The 14676-nt window shown below is 48.1% G+C and carries 12 protein-coding genes; 4 read left to right on the top strand and 8 right to left on the bottom strand.

The features are described from left to right. Window positions 1–12 precede the first annotated feature (12 nt). From L976_RS06350 to L976_RS06335, 4 genes are all read left to right on the top strand, one after another. A complete protein-coding gene (locus L976_RS06350; protein ID WP_047535285.1) occupies window positions 13–795 on the top strand; it encodes a phosphatase PAP2 family protein in 783 nt (260 codons plus the stop codon). Between the two features lie 369 nt (window positions 796–1164). Then, window positions 1165–1665 carry an Lrp/AsnC family transcriptional regulator gene (locus tag L976_RS06345; RefSeq protein WP_037427707.1) on the top strand — a complete coding sequence of 167 codons (501 nt, stop codon included), beginning with the start codon at window positions 1165–1167 and terminating at the stop codon, window positions 1663–1665. Window positions 1666–2001: 336 nt separating this feature from the next. Further along, window positions 2002–3366 (top strand): sodium-dependent transporter, encoded by a 1365-nt coding sequence (locus L976_RS06340; protein WP_047535282.1) that lies wholly within the window; start codon window positions 2002–2004, stop codon window positions 3364–3366. A 243-nt stretch (window positions 3367–3609) separates the two neighbouring features. Further along, entirely contained in the window at window positions 3610–3948 is a 339-nt protein-coding gene (locus tag L976_RS06335) for a hypothetical protein (protein WP_037423361.1), read from the top strand. A 229-nt stretch (window positions 3949–4177) separates the two neighbouring features. Here L976_RS06335 and L976_RS06330 read toward each other — a convergent pair whose 3' ends face one another. The 8 genes from L976_RS06330 to ilvG all read right to left on the bottom strand — a co-directional run bounded on the left by L976_RS06330 (window position 4178) and on the right by ilvG (window position 14323). Continuing rightward, a complete protein-coding gene (locus tag L976_RS06330) occupies window positions 4178–5053 on the bottom strand; it encodes a Tim44 domain-containing protein (RefSeq protein WP_047535279.1) in 876 nt (291 codons plus the stop codon). 1573 nt (window positions 5054–6626) lie between these two features. Next, window positions 6627–7112: a DUF6980 family protein gene (locus L976_RS23610; RefSeq protein WP_231570476.1), complete on the bottom strand. Its 486-nt coding sequence runs from the start codon at window positions 7110–7112 to the stop codon at window positions 6627–6629. A gap of 115 nt (window positions 7113–7227) precedes the next feature. Then, window positions 7228–7488 (bottom strand): hypothetical protein, encoded by a 261-nt coding sequence (locus L976_RS06315; RefSeq protein WP_231570475.1) that lies wholly within the window; start codon window positions 7486–7488, stop codon window positions 7228–7230. Between the two features lie 34 nt (window positions 7489–7522). Beyond that, the gene (locus L976_RS06310) at window positions 7523–8656 is read right to left on the bottom strand and encodes a pyridoxal-phosphate-dependent aminotransferase family protein (protein ID WP_047535269.1); all 1134 of its coding nucleotides are present in this window, start codon (window positions 8654–8656) and stop codon (window positions 7523–7525) included. Between the two features lie 137 nt (window positions 8657–8793). Next, complete coding sequence (ilvA, locus tag L976_RS06305; RefSeq protein WP_047535266.1) at window positions 8794–10452, bottom strand: threonine ammonia-lyase, biosynthetic; 1659 nt, start codon at window positions 10450–10452, stop codon at window positions 8794–8796. 1 nt (window position 10453) lies between these two features. After that, window positions 10454–12313, bottom strand: a complete 1860-nt coding sequence (gene ilvD / locus L976_RS06300) for a dihydroxy-acid dehydratase (protein WP_047535263.1) — start codon at window positions 12311–12313, stop codon at window positions 10454–10456. Between the two features lie 79 nt (window positions 12314–12392). Further along, complete coding sequence (ilvM, locus tag L976_RS06295; protein WP_037423344.1) at window positions 12393–12653, bottom strand: acetolactate synthase 2 small subunit; 261 nt, start codon at window positions 12651–12653, stop codon at window positions 12393–12395. After that, window positions 12650–14323, bottom strand: coding sequence for an acetolactate synthase 2 catalytic subunit (gene ilvG / locus L976_RS06290; RefSeq protein WP_047535261.1), 1674 nt, complete (start codon window positions 14321–14323; stop codon window positions 12650–12652). Before ilvG ends, ilvM begins: the two co-directional genes overlap by 4 nt. Window positions 14324–14676: the final 353 nt, after the last annotated feature.

The following is a 14676-nucleotide window of genomic DNA, read 5'->3' as shown; positions in this document are numbered from 1 at the left end:
GAGGCGAATATTTTGACTCATCCAGCCTATCTTCTACGTCGTTTGGTGCTTGTATGGTTACTGCTAGCAGCGATTCCAAGCCTACTGTTACTTACGCAAAATCAATTATTTCCGCTGCTCGATCTACAATCGCCCTTAGCCAGAGCCTTGTACTGGCTCACCACAACCGGCACAGCGCCCTATGGGGTTGCGACTGTTTTAGTCGTGTTGGCGCTTGCCTATTGTTATATGCCTAAAGCATTATTTATTAACTTGTTTTTAGCCATCAGCCTAAGCCAAGTATTAAGCCTAAGCACTAGCCATGCCCTTAAAAGTTTTTTTAAAGAGCCAAGGCCCAATCTGGTGTATCTATCTGAGCAAGCACTCCCAGATGATGCACAGTTAACTCCGCAAACCTTCTATCAACTCGCAAAACCAGAACGCTCACAGGCCATTGCTGAGGCGCTGACCGAGCTGCAAACGAGAACCTCAGCGGTAAAACTGTCCCCAAAAATCCACCAACATTGGGAAGATGAAATCGGCTATTCCTTCCCGTCTGGACACACCATTTTTGCCGTAACCTTAGTGCTAACCGCCAGCTACTATCTGCTTTTAGCGGGTTTACCTCTATTCACCAGTGCGTTATTGGTTTGGGGATTATTGATGGGCCTAAGCCGTATGCTACTCGGCATGCACTGGCCGCAGGATGTGCTCTTTTCCACCCTACTGGCCGCTATCATCAGCAGCTTAAGCATATTTTTGGTCAGTAAAATGCGTCTATTCACGCAAAGGTTTGCGAAAACCTCTTCGCAATAACGCCTAGAGCGACAATTCGCCATCAGACCTTTATACCAATCGTATTAAATATCTGTTCATTCAGCGGGAGTTAAACGCGCTTTAGACAAGGCGAAGGCTTGAAGGCATAGTGGTGCTCTGTCGAAAGCCTTAAACGCAGTATAAAGCACGTTCAATCCCGCCCTTCGGGAGCCTCACAGGCATCCCACTCCGGTGTTGCATTGACTTAAAAGGGAATGACCATTTCTGCGTCAATGCGCCTTGGATTGAAATGCCTGTGAGGCTCTGAACTGATTAGATATTTAATGTGATTGGTATTACACAAGATTTTTGGCAAACAGCGCTAACACTGGCAAACTAGGGGTAGAGTCCGCTACCCCTAAACTTTCCATGACTGAAACTCACCCATATAAACTCGACCAACTCGATTTAACCATTTTGCGTTTACTGCAAACCCACGGCAGGTTGTCAAATCTTGAACTGGCAACAAAAGTCGGCCTGTCGCCTTCCCCTTGCTCACGCCGCGTTAAAGCCCTAGAAGAAGCGGGTTATATTGCCGATTATGTCACGCGTCTGTCAGCGGATAAATTCAACCTACATTTGACTGCGTATATCCATGTAAGGATGGAAAAACACACGCCTGCAATCCTCAACCAATTTGAAGCCAATATACTGGGCTACGAAGAAGTCCAAGAGTGCGCGCTGATCACGGGTTCTGAAGCCGACTATCAACTCAAAGTGTTAGTCCAAGATATGGCGCACTTTCGTACTTTTCTGTTAGATAAACTCACCACCAATGTGCATATCGCAGGTGTGCATTCCAGCTTCGTGTTGAAAAAGGTCAAGGAGCACACGGCCATCCCCTTAAGCCATATCACCATTGAACCCTAAGCGCAGTAAAAGCGGCAGCTTCTGCGATAGCGTGAGACCAATGCAGCCATGGTTGCAATGTCGCTACCCCAAGCGGCTCACCCTGCGAAAGGTATTTTTAGCGATAAGATCACAATTTATTAGGTTTTTACCATCGCAATTAATCGCTAAAGCGAGGCAGTCAGCCACCGCCACGTGCAACATAATCGCGAACTTCACCACAAATCAAAATTTAACACCAAAATTGAAGCAAAATACTAATAATAATTGCCGATTAACATCAATTTAACGCACTAAAATTGCGTTGAACTTCTTATTTATCCGCCTAAGATACGCCTTCTTTTTACGGGAGGCACCATGCAATCGGCCAATACAAATTCGACTAACCATTTCAGCTCACGCTTAGGTTTTATTATGGCGGCAGCCGGCAGTGCCGTTGGTGTCGGCAACATTTGGGGATTCCCCACCCAAGCGGCCACCCATGGCGGCGGGGCCTTTTTACTGGTTTACCTGGTACTGATTTTTATCCTAGGCATTCCCATGCTGATGGCCGAACTGATGATTGGTCGCCACGGACAAACCAACCCCGCCGATGCCATGGGCAAACTCGGTTGCAACTCGCTCAGCCGCAATTTAGGCAAGACAATAGGATTAATTTCTATCGTAACAGCAGGGTTGATCTACACCTTCTACAGCATTCTTTCTGGCTGGTTTGTGAGCTACGCCATCGCCCCAATTGCCACGGCTGTGGGCTCGCACGATACCGCCGCTTGGCTAGTGGATTTCTCGCTGTCGCGCAATCTGGTGTTCACGCTAATTTTTAGCGCACTGGTATTTTTGGTATTGCTGCAGGGCGTGCAGCAAGGTATCGAAAAATGGTCTAAACGCTTAATGCCGCTATTGTTGATCATGCTGATCGCCGGCGTGGCCTATATCTTTACCCTCAATGGCGCGAGTGAAGGTATTATCGCACTATTAACGCCTAACGTTGCCAAGGCTATCGCGCCAGATACCTTGATCAACGCACTCGGACAGACCTTTTTCTCACTCACCATAGGCACTGGTGCCATGATGGTTTATGGCAGCTATTTGAGCCAAAAAGAGAATATTGCCAAATTAACCATCTGGGTTGCCTTTACCGATAGCGGCATCGCCTTTCTCGCCGCCTTTTTAATCATCCCAGCCATGTATGTGGCCCAGCATAATGGCGTGCAGATTTTTAGCGCTGAAGGCAAGTTAATCGATTCGGATGCATTGGTATTTACTGTTTTACCCGCCTTATTCTCAACCCTAGGCGACACAGCCAACCTCATTATTAGCGTGGTGTTCTTTATGCTGCTGATCATCGCCGGCCTGACATCAGCCATTTCCATCGCCGAGGTGCCGACGAGTTATGTGATGCAAAAATGCGGATTCAGCCGCCAACGTGCCACATTGATCATTGGCCTATTGTTGACCTCATTATCCTTATTACTGGCGGTATTTTTTGAGACGCTATTTAGTTTCACTATCATGCTAACCACGCAAATGGCCCAACCGCTGGTCGCCCTCGGTATCGCGATTTACTTAGGTTGGATTTGGCGCCAAAGCCAGTTACTCAAGGCGATAAGTGGACAAGAGGGTGTCGATGCCACGGGGCTTTTCTGGCGTATTTGGCCAAGGTACGTAAAGTATGTTTGCCCAGTACTAATCATCGCGATCGCGATCAGGCAATTTGTGTAACCTCTTTCCAAACGCTAACAATCCATACTGAATTCGGGGATTGTTAGCTCCTCATCAAAAACTAAGCCCAACCTTTTATTCTGTTTAAATATATAATGCCAACCAACTTAAAAAACACCTAAGGTATAGCACTTTATTTTTGTATAAGTATAATCAGCCCCCAATGGGAGCAATTGAAATTGATTTCCTTTAAACGTTGCAGATTAATTTTGCAATAGACTTTCATATAAAATGGATTTTATTATGCTAGCGTGGCTCATCTTGATATTAATAACGATTGTTCCAGTAAAAATTGGAGCTGAGTTATTTGAAGCAGAAAACAAAAGTATTATACATTGTGGTTTAGCCGTTACGATTGGAACAATACTAGCATTCACAATAGTTATTGCTATCAAAGGATTGCTTGGGCTAATTGTGACATACATTGCAATATCAGTAGTTTACAGCAAAATCTTTCAACTATCCTTTGGTAAAGGTTTAACTTTTACATTAGTAGTATTTGTAATTCAATTAGGAATAGTACAAGGTTTAACTGATTTTGGCCTCCACCTTATTTCTCCATATATTAGCACCTCAACTTAACGAAAAATCAGCACTATAAAATATAATCTACAAATAATAGCCATCATAGTGAGTGACTTAATTACAGCTCGTCTCGCAACGACTGTATAGCCATATTAGTAAAATAGTCAAAGTAATGATAAGCGATTTTTCAATCAATAACGTTGAACTACTGAGGGAAGGCTGGATTGACGCGAAAGGGAATGTAAGCAGCCTTAAGAGATAAAGGCTGCTTTTGAAGGCGGACAGATTACTGCTCGATACCCACGATTAACCAAGGCGCGTTGGCTTGTGTAAGGTTACGCTCTAAATGCCAGATTTCCTTAATGTCTTCTTCGACACCTTCAACCGTATCACGGTAGCGGCCGCTAAACTTAACACTCACTTCCGCCAGATTAGCATTGTGTGTCGCGCGGACCAGTTCAGCATCTAAAAACATCACTTCTGTATGCTGTTCGCCAACGAGCTCACGGCGTTGGTTGCTGAGCTCATTAAAAAGCTCAATCGAAACATACTCTTGAATTTTGCTTAAGTCGTTTTCGTTCCATGCTACTTGCAAAGTTTTGTAATGACTACGCGCGCCTTCTAAAAAGCTAGGTAAATCAAACCCCACAGGCAAATGGAAAGGCACTGTGCTCGCCGCTTGAGCAAAACCATTGCTGCCACTGTTTGCACTGCTGGCAAAACCGGTTTGTTCCGCTTGCTGGCGTTGCAGATTCGGATTAGGTTGACCCGCACCTGCGTAGGCAGGTCTTGGCTGGGTACTGGCTTTTGAAGCCATCAGAGTACGGACAATTTTAAACAGCACGAATGCCAACAGAGCGATAATCAAAATATCCATAAATTGAATATTTTCAAAACCTTCGCCCATAAATAGCGCAGCCAATAAGCCACCCGCTAATAAACCGCCTAACATGCCGCCCATCATACCTTTCTTGCCCGCAGCAGGTGCTGGTGTAGCGGTAGGCGGGGTTGTGGGAGTATTAGTTGCCGCAGGCTGAGCCGGCGCTGTTTGATGACTTTTGCCAATAGACTTATTACTGCCGAATTTTTTTGCTTCTGCGACTGGACTAGCAGCCAAGCTAACCGCAAAAATCATCGCCAGCATAATAAATAACTTTTTCATTTATAAGATCTTTGTATGTATAACCAGAGGTGCAGGCATCATAGCGGGATGACATTATATGTCAACTATCAAAAGAGGGGTCTAGGCTTACAAACTTCGTTTGTTCTTCTAAATCAAAATCAAAGTCGTGGGGCTTCGTCCCTAATTGTTCAACATGATTCGACTAAGAATGCGACAAAAGACACGTCAGTTCTGACTATGTAATGTGAGAAATGATTAAGCACTGTCATTCCAGTGACACGCAGCAAGCACATCCCTGTGTGCTCGACCGTGACATCCCTGTCACGAACGGTCACTTACATGCAGTGCTTAATCCCGTTAACTTCCGTGTATCCTGATAGCCAGAACTCCGAAACCCGAAGCCAAGATCTAAGTACCATCTAAGCAGATATAGCTTTGGAAGAGCCATTAACACAGTCGCCATAGTGAAAAAAATGCATGTCCTATCTTTTAGGTCATTCCAGTAACTCACAGGCTTTAGTTATAAAAAGATTCGACGAAGAGTACCTAAAAAGATGTGTATGTTCTGACTCTGCGACGTAAGAAGTGATTAAGCACTGTCATTCCCAACAGTAATCTGTCCCCCCTCTTACAAATATACACTCTGTAAATTTAACAATGGTTAGCTCGTTAATTAAATTGTTAACTAACGGCCAGCGAATAAATAAAACAAGTGAAAATCACAAAAGTTGATAACGAGCAGGTTAATTTAAAGTTGTTCGATAACGTCTTCCAGTTATAACCAAGAATCAGAATGTATGGTATCCACACGACAGCTGAGTATAGCCACATTAATCCAATTACTAGATTTCCTTCATGGCTTCTTGTATTTGCTGTATCAAGAGTAACCCAAATACCTTGCAAGCAATAATATGTAGGGAAAAGCAGAATAAAGCTTAAAATTATCATCCATACTTTAGCACTAATCATCAGTATCAATCTCCATTTGCAACCTAATGCCCACTTAATATCCTTACTACTTACTAACAGTCAACCCACTTTATAGAAGCTTAACAAGGCACATATTGTAAATTTTTCACATATCAAAACTTAAAATATCCCAAAGCTAGATTTCCACTTAAACACATTGCGGGAATGAAGAAAAAATATCTTTCACCATAAAAACCTTATAAACCAAACCTTATCATAGAGGCAAAGCGTTTGCGGTATGGTGTTCGTTCATATCTGATCCTCTAGCCTAAAAAATACCGCACATAGGAATATAGGGAGTGTCACTTTGATAGCAGAAGCATTATTGGCCATGCACTACATGATACAAATAAAAATTGCTATTGGTGTTATGCAACCAAGTACGTAAGTGATAATACTTACTCTAATACCCTCTAGGTCTTCATCATTTGGACCGTATAACGGGTATTTACCAATAGTTACAACTCTCAGTACAAACCACCCAATCCAATACCAAGGCCGTGTAATTATGCCCTGCTCAAGCAATAATACTAACAATCTAAATATCCATATGAAAGGCTTAACAATTAATTCAAAAATATCCATTTATTATTGGTAACCTTAGATTATAAGCAGTATTAAGCCACCCCAAATGAGCACATCATTAGACACGATACCAATCACTGCTTTTGTACTTTTCAGGAATATCTTGTTCAAACGGTTCGCTATAGCCAAGTTTACCTAGCTCATCAAACCATTGTTCACGTCTTGATGTAGGTAACCTAGAGCCACACCATGGGCAAAAATTTATCGTGATTGATGATGTGCCGCCGTCATGAATAATCAATCCGTACTCATCGAATTTATCAGAATAATTAATAAGATGAACGGCGCATTCCTCCACGTGGTGGTCGCATTTGTTGTTTATAAAACTTTTCATTTGTTCACAGCAGTGATTCATAAGGTACCTGCATAATAGTAAAAAATTTAACGAGCCGCCCATTGTTAAACTCTTGAAATGCCCTAGTTGTAAATAACAGACTATCAGGTATAGCAAAGCCTTAACCGGATTAAGCACTGTCATGAAAGTGACCGTTGGCGGCATGGATGCCGCCATCGAGCCTATAGGGACATATTCACGGCGTGTCACTGAAATGGCAGTGCTTAATCAATATACCCCGCACTAAAGAACGGTACTGTCTCTATAAAAAATCCCCGCATTACGGGGATTTCTAAACTATCAAAGACTGCTAAAACTAACTAAGTTACAAACACTTTCCATCCGATTTATCATCGGAAGAAAGTGCTCGACTAATGCTGCCGAAGATTGCGGTTAAAATCCCGATGCCCACATCCATCTGCCGGGCATTGCTATCATCACCGCTGGCCTCGCGTTGACTCTGATTACCTGCTGTACCTCGCACAAAATCACAACTGGCATTGCTCATATTGCTGGAGGCACAACCACTTAAGATCAGAATCAAACCGCCAATCAATAAACGTGAGCTAACTAAGCGCAAACTCACTCTGCGTAACATCCTTATACGCGAAACAGACATATTAGTTCAGCACCTCTTCTAGGGCGCGCAAACAGAGCGCGACATTCTCACGACGGGCACCAAAGCCCATTAGACCGATACGCCAAGCCTTACCTGCAAGTGCACCAAGACCTGCACCTATTTCAAGGTTGTAATCCTTAAGTAGACGCGCACGCACCGCGGCATCATCAACACCTTCGGGGATATAAATGGCATTAAGCTGTGGCAAGCGCGAATCTTCAGCGACCACAAACTTAAGACCGAGTTTTTCAAGGCCGGCGCGCAGCACTAAATGCATGTCTTGATGACGTTTCCATGCATTTTCTAAACCTTCGGCCGCCAATAAACGCAGCGATTCGTGCAGGGCATAAAGCGCATTAACAGGCGCGGTATGGTGATAGCTACGCTTACCGCCAGCGCTGGTCCAATAAGCCATCACCAGACTTTGATCGAGGAACCAGCTTTGCACTGGGGTTTTGCGATTCTTCAGTTTTTCGACCGCAGCGGATGAGAAGGACACGGGCGATAAACCCGGTACACAGGAAAGGCACTTTTGGCTGCCAGAATAAATGGCATCGATGCCCCATTCATCGACCCTTAACTCCACGCCGCCAAGGGAAGTCACCGCATCAACAATCGATAAACAGCCGTATTGCTTTGCCAGCGCGCACAGGGTTTTAGCGTCACTTAACGCGCCTGTTGAGGTTTCGGCGTGCACAAAAGCAAGGAATTTAGCATCGGGGTTGGCCTTAAGTGCTGCTTCAACGGCAGCAGGGTCGACCGGTGTGCCCCATTCATTATCCACCAGCACCGCAATCGCACCAACGCGCTCGACGTTTTGGCGCATACGCTCACCAAACACACCGTTGCGGCAGACAATCACCTTTTCGCCGGGTTCGACTAGGTTCACAAAGCAGGTTTCCATGCCCGCACTGCCGGGGGCCGACACTGCCATCGTCATTTCATTTTTGGTCTGAAACGCATATTGGATCAGGCTTTTAAGCTCATCCATCATAGCGACAAACAATGGGTCGAGGTGACCGACGGTCGGTCTTGCCTGTGCGGCTAACACTTCAGGATAAACATCCGATGGACCTGGGCCCATCAAAATGCGGCGAGGGGGATTAAAGGCAGAAAAATGCGGTGCAGGTAACATCATGTCTCCTTAATGCGTAGGGTCGAGGTCTAACTATTATTAGAGCATTCACTCTTGATTTGTTAAACCAAATTACCACAAAAAGGGGCGCCTGTGCGCCCCTCCTTTAGCCTAAGTTGTCACCTAACGCTAAGTGACTACACAGGCAGGTTGTTTTTCCCTTTTCCGGCATTCAAAAACAGCTGATAAGCAGGGCTTTGCGTCTCTTCTTGATAGACAAATCCCAGCTCAGTTAAAAACTGCTGAAACGGCAAGGCATCGCCCTCGGGCACTTCAAACCCCGCCAGCACTCGGCCAAAGGCTGCGCCGTGATTACGGTAATGGAATAAACTGATATTCCACTTGCTCTGCAAGGTGGTTAAAAACTTCAGCAGCGCACCGGGATGCTCGGGAAACTCGAAGCTAAATAGGCGCTCCTCTAATGGCTCTGGCGGATGACCACCGACCATATAACGCACATGCAATTTCGCGGTTTCGTCACCGGATAAGTCCTGCACTTCAAAGCCATGGTCTTCTAAGGTATTGATAATTTGCTCTAGCTCCCCCTGACCTTTGGTTAGGCGAATACCCGCAAACACCACCGCCATATCGCGGCTGCTAAAGCGATAATTAAATTCAGTCATCACCCGCTTTTCGAGCAGCTCACAAAAACGCAGGAAGCTACCCGGACGCTCGGGCACTTTAACCGCCAGCACCGCTTCTTTTTGCTCACCCAGCTCGCAGCGCTCCGACACATACCGCAGGCTGTGGAAGTTCACATTCGCGCCACTTAAAATCGCCGCGACCTTCTCACCGCGACCACTCTCACCTGTAACATTGGTGCTGACATATTTTTTAAGCCCAGCTAAAGATAAGGCGCCCGCAGGTTCAGCAATGGCGCGGGTATCTTCAAAAATATCTTTCACTGCTGCGCAGATTTCGTCAGAGGTGACCGTCACCACGGCATCTACACACAGCTTGGCGACACGAAATGGCTCTGTGCCGATACGCTTAACCGCCACACCATCGGCAAACAGGCCCACTTGCGCCAGCGTCACCGGCTCGCCCGCTTCCATCGCCGCCTTTAAGCAGGCCGCATCTTCAGGCTCAACGCCAACGATTTTAACCTGTGGCATCACAGCCTTGTAATAAGCAGCAATCCCAGCAATTAAACCGCCACCGCCCACGGGCACAAAAACCACTTCAAGGTCGCGCTGCTGTTGCAGCATTTCTTGGGCAATGGTGCCTTGACCAGCGATAACGGCTTCGTCATCGAAGGGGGCGATATACACCCGCCCCTCCTGCTGCGCCATTGCCATCGCAAAACCATTGGCTTGATCGAAAGCTTGGCCGTGCAATACCACGTTGCCACCTAAGCGGCGCACCGCATCGACTTTAATATCCGGCGTGGTTTCGGGCATCACAATCACCGCATCCACACCACGACTGGCAGCTGACATTGCCACGCCTTGGGCATGGTTGCCCGCCGAGGCGCACACCACGCCGCGTTGGCATTCAGCTTGGCTCAACTGAGCAATGCGGTTATAGGCGCCGCGCAGCTTAAAGGAATGCACAGGCTGCATATCTTCGCGCTTTAAAAACACTTGGCAGCCCAAACGCGCCGAGAGTTTATTCAGGCTCGAGAGTGGTGTCACTTTCGCAACGTCATAAACCGACGACAAAAGGATTTTTTGCAGGTAGCTTTGCGCAAGCTGACTCTTTTCTAAGGCAGAAGTGGCCGACTGCGCCTTATCGGACTGAACTTGAGAAGCCTGCGTCTCAGCCTGCTCCGTTTGCGACGATGCGAGAGATAACATATCAGTCCTCCAACTTACTGCGATCGCGCACCGCGCCCTTATCGGCACTGGTGGCAAGCATGGCGTAGGCTTTAAGTGCCATCGACACATAACGCTGACGCGAAAGCGGTTTCCACGCCATTGGCCCACGGGCGAGCATGGTTTCACTGCGCGCCGCTAACTCGGCATCACTCACCGCAAGCTTGATACTGCGCTTAGGAATATCGATTTCAATGCGATCGCCGTTTTCAATCAAGGCAATCGTGCCGCCAGCCGCAGCCTCAGGCGACACATGGCCGATGGATAAGCCGGATGTCCCACCAGAGAAGCGGCCGTCGGTAATTAGCGCGCAGGCCTTGCCTAAGCCACGGGATTTTAAGTAACTGGTGGGGTACAACATTTCTTGCATGCCTGGGCCGCCTTTTGGCCCTTCGTAACGAATTACCACCACATCACCCGCCACCACTTCGCCACCTAAGATGCCAGCGACTGCGTCGTCTTGGCTTTCGTACACCCGAGCACTGCCGATAAAGGTCAGGTTAGACTCATCCACACCGGCAGTTTTAACGATACAGCCATTGTCGGCAAGATTGCCCGACAACACGGCCAAACCGCCCTCTTGGCTAAAAGCAAATTCGCGGCTGCGGATACAACCTTCTCGCCTGTCATCGTCCAGCGATGGCCAGCGGCAGTCTTGGCTAAAGGCTTTAGTGGTGGGAATGCCAGCAGGTCCCGCCATAAAGAATTGTTTTACGTTGTCATCTTGGGTTTGCATGACATCGTACTTGGCGAGCACCGACTTGAGATTGCCGCCCGCATCGGCAGCAACATGTGGCACATCGGTATGCAGTAGTCCGGCGCGGTCTAACTCGCCTAAGATACCCATCACGCCACCGGCGCGGTGCACATCTTCCATATGGTATTTAGCGGTCGACGGCGCCACTTTACAAAGGTGCGGCACTTGGCGCGACATACGGTCGATATCGTCCATAGTGAATGCCACGTCAGCTTCCTGCGCCGCAGCCAATAAGTGCAACACAGTATTAGACGAACCGCCCATGGCAATATCCAGCGCCATGGCGTTTTCAAAGGCTTTAAAGCTGGCAATGTTGCGCGGCAGTGCCGAGGCATCATCTTGTTCGTAGTAACGTTTGGTCAGTGCCATCACGCGGCGGCCCGCTTCTAAAAACAGTTCGCGGCGGTCGCTATGGGTCGCGAGCATGGAGCCATTGCCCGGCAGCGACAGGCCTAGGGCTTCGGTTAAACAGTTCATCGAGTTGGCGGTAAACATGCCCGAACAGGAGCCGCAGGTTGGACACGCACTACGTTCGATCTTGGCACTATCTTCATCGCTCACACTCGAGTCGGCCGCGGCCACCATGGCATCGACTAAGTCGAGCTTAATAAGTTTGTCCGACAGTTTGGTTTTACCCGCTTCCATCGGCCCACCCGAAACAAATACCACGGGAATATTGAGGCGCAGCGCCGCCATCAACATACCGGGGGTGATTTTGTCGCAGTTAGAGATACAAACCAGCGCATCGGCGCAGTGGGCGTTGACCATATACTCGACGCTATCGGCGATCAGTTCCCGCGAGGGCAGACTATAGAGCATGCCACCGTGGCCCATGGCGATACCATCATCGACAGCGATGGTGTTGAATTCTTTGGCAATACCGCCCGCCTCTTCGATGGCGCCCGCCACCAGTGAGCCCATATCTTTTAAGTGCACATGGCCGGGAACAAACTGAGTAAAGGAGTTGGCAATCGCAATAATCGGCTTACCAAAATCATTGTCTTTCACCCCTGTGGCGCGCCATAGCGCACGGGCACCCGCCATATTGCGGCCTTCGGTACTGGTTGCTGAACGTAACTTTGGCATTGACTCTATCCCTTATCTCAAATCGAAAATCGTGCCCTTAGGCCTTGCTGCAGCGCTAATACCCGCAGCCACTGGATGCTTATGCGTGTACTTTTTGTTGCTGCAAGTTTAGCGGTAACAAGACCTTGCATTGAGTGACATCAATCAATTTATTCAATTGATTGCTGAGCAGCTCAATGGCGCGCTCGCTATCTACTTCCATATCCAGCGACAGACTCGCATCGTCGTTCATCCGCATCTGCATTTGGGTGACCGTAAAACCACGATGGCGAGTCACGCGCAAAACACGCTCAAGCACTTCGGGGCGTTGTTGAACCGTTAATTCTAGGGAGTGGATCATGTTTGTTTCTCCATTTCGTCCATCATATCGCTGTTTGATGCGCCGGGGGGCACCAGTGGCCAAACGTTAAAAGCATCGTCAATTGCAACGTGTAACAAATACGGGCCCTTAGCCGCTAACATTTCGGTTAAGGCCTCTTCCACTTCATCGGAAGAGAAAATCGTGCGGCCGGGAATATCAAATGCAGAGGCCAATAACACAAAATCGGGGTTGTCAGACAAATCGGTTTCGCTGTAGCGTTCTTCAAAAAATAGCTGCTGCCACTGCTTCACCATCCCCAGTTTTTGGTTGTCGATCAGTAGGATCTTCACCGGTAATTTGCGGCGCTTGATGGTGGTCAGCTCCTGCACGTTCATCATGAAAGAGCCATCGCCAGACACTGTAACCACAGTTGCATCGGGGCGAGCCACTTGAGCACCGATAGCAGCGGGTAAACCAAAGCCCATAGTGCCTAAACCTGCGCTAGATAAATGATCTTCAGGGCGACGGAACCACATATGCTGGGCGACCCACATTTGATGCTGGCCCACATCGCAGCACACTACACTGTCTTCGGGCAGTTTATTGGCTAAACGGCGCAGCATAGCGGGGGCATAGATTAAGCTGCCGGGATGTTGATAATCCCACTGATGTTTACGGGCAAGATGTTCCACTTCAGTCAGCCAAGGAGTGATATCCAGCGACATAGCAAGGGCAGGGAAAATCTGGCGTAAATCTCCGGCGATAGCCACATCCGGTTGGCGTAATTTACCCAGCTCGGCGGCGTCGATATCTAAATGAATGACTTTGGCCTTGTTGGCAAAAGTCGCTAAACGGCCTGTTACTCGGTCATCAAAGCGCGCACCGGCAACCACTAATAAATCACAATCCTGCACCGCGAGGTTGGCCGCCTTACCGCCGTGCATACCTAACATGCCTAAATAACCGGGCGTACCATGGGCGATGCTGCCCAAACCTTTTAACGTGGCGACCGATGGCATACCCGTGGCTTTGATAAAATCCCGCAACTGATCGACCGCCCCCGCCATCCCGACGCCGCCGCCCACGTACAGCATAGGTTGCTTTGCTTGCGCCAACAGCGCACGGGCAGCGTCGATATCACTCATCTCAGCTTGGGGTTCATTGGTCACGGCCAGTAACGGTGTGCGGTATTCAAGGTGAGCGATTTGGATATCCTTGGGAATATCCACTAGCACTGGGCCAGGGCGACCCGATGCCGCGATTTCAAAAGCTTGGTACAAGGTTGGGATAAGATCGTTTACATCCGTCACCATAAAACTGTGCTTGGTACAGCTTAGCGACATCCCCAACACATCAATCTCTTGAAACGCATCTGTGCCAATCACGGCGGTTGAAACCTGACCCGTAATCGCCACCACAGGCACTGAATCCAATAGCGCATCGGCAAGCGAAGTAATTAAGTTAGTTGCGCCTGGGCCAGAGGTGGCAAAGCACACGCCGGTTTTACCACTGGCTCTGGCGTAACCTACGGCGGCAAAGGCTGCGCCTTGTTCGTGGCGGCTTAAGAGATGTTCGACAGGGCTTCCATAGAGGGCATCGTAGATTGGCATAATGGCACCACCTGGGTAACCAAATACTGTGGTAACACCATGTGCTGCCAACACTTTTATAACCGCGTCTGCGCCTCTGATCATCTGCCCTGGTTCCATATTTTCTCTCGCTACCTTAATTCTGAATTGTCGAAAATCGACTCGTAATCTGTGCTGGTTCGAAATGTAAGTCCCAAAACCTGGGGCCTGAAAACGAAGAACCCCCCGTTCCTTTCGGAGCGGGGGGTTCTTTCGAAACTTTTAACCTTTTAGGTCTACCAGTTTGCCATGCGCCGCCCCCGCTGTGATTTAATAATCACGACGGTAATAATCACGAGAATGAGCTTGGCAGCTTGGTTAAACATCAATATGGATTCCTAATCGGTATTCTATATGAGTATCGCGTTAATTCTTGCGTCCCTGACTGAGACGGCTTACGGCAGGAGGCTTACCCCGCCGCGAGCTATTAGCTT

The organism is Shewanella sp. ZOR0012, assembly GCF_000798835.1.
Taxonomy (GTDB): Bacteria; Pseudomonadota; Gammaproteobacteria; order Enterobacterales; family Shewanellaceae; genus Shewanella; species Shewanella xiamenensis.
The sequence above is the reverse complement of the archived record's forward strand: the minus strand, read 5'-3'. Positions and strand labels throughout refer to the sequence as shown.

Bases quoted from the DNA above. Each gene is read 5' to 3' on its own strand.
- L976_RS06345 (WP_037427707.1), top strand. From the start codon at position 1,165: ATGACTGAAACTCACCCATATAAACTCGACCAACTCGATTTAACCATT.
- L976_RS06340 (WP_047535282.1), top strand. From the start codon at position 2,002: ATGCAATCGGCCAATACAAATTCGACTAACCATTTCAGCTCACGCTTA.
- L976_RS06335 (WP_037423361.1), top strand. From the start codon at position 3,610: ATGCTAGCGTGGCTCATCTTGATATTAATAACGATTGTTCCAGTAAAA.
- L976_RS06330 (WP_047535279.1), bottom strand. From the start codon at position 5,053: ATGAAAAAGTTATTTATTATGCTGGCGATGATTTTTGCGGTTAGCTTG.
- L976_RS06310 (WP_047535269.1), bottom strand. From the start codon at position 8,656: ATGTTACCTGCACCGCATTTTTCTGCCTTTAATCCCCCTCGCCGCATT.
- ilvA (WP_047535266.1), bottom strand. From the start codon at position 10,452: ATGTTATCTCTCGCATCGTCGCAAACGGAGCAGGCTGAGACGCAGGCT.
- ilvD (WP_047535263.1), bottom strand. From the start codon at position 12,313: ATGCCAAAGTTACGTTCAGCAACCAGTACCGAAGGCCGCAATATGGCG.
- ilvM (WP_037423344.1), bottom strand. From the start codon at position 12,653: ATGATCCACTCCCTAGAATTAACGGTTCAACAACGCCCCGAAGTGCTT.
- ilvG (WP_047535261.1), bottom strand. From the start codon at position 14,323: ATGGAACCAGGGCAGATGATCAGAGGCGCAGACGCGGTTATAAAAGTG.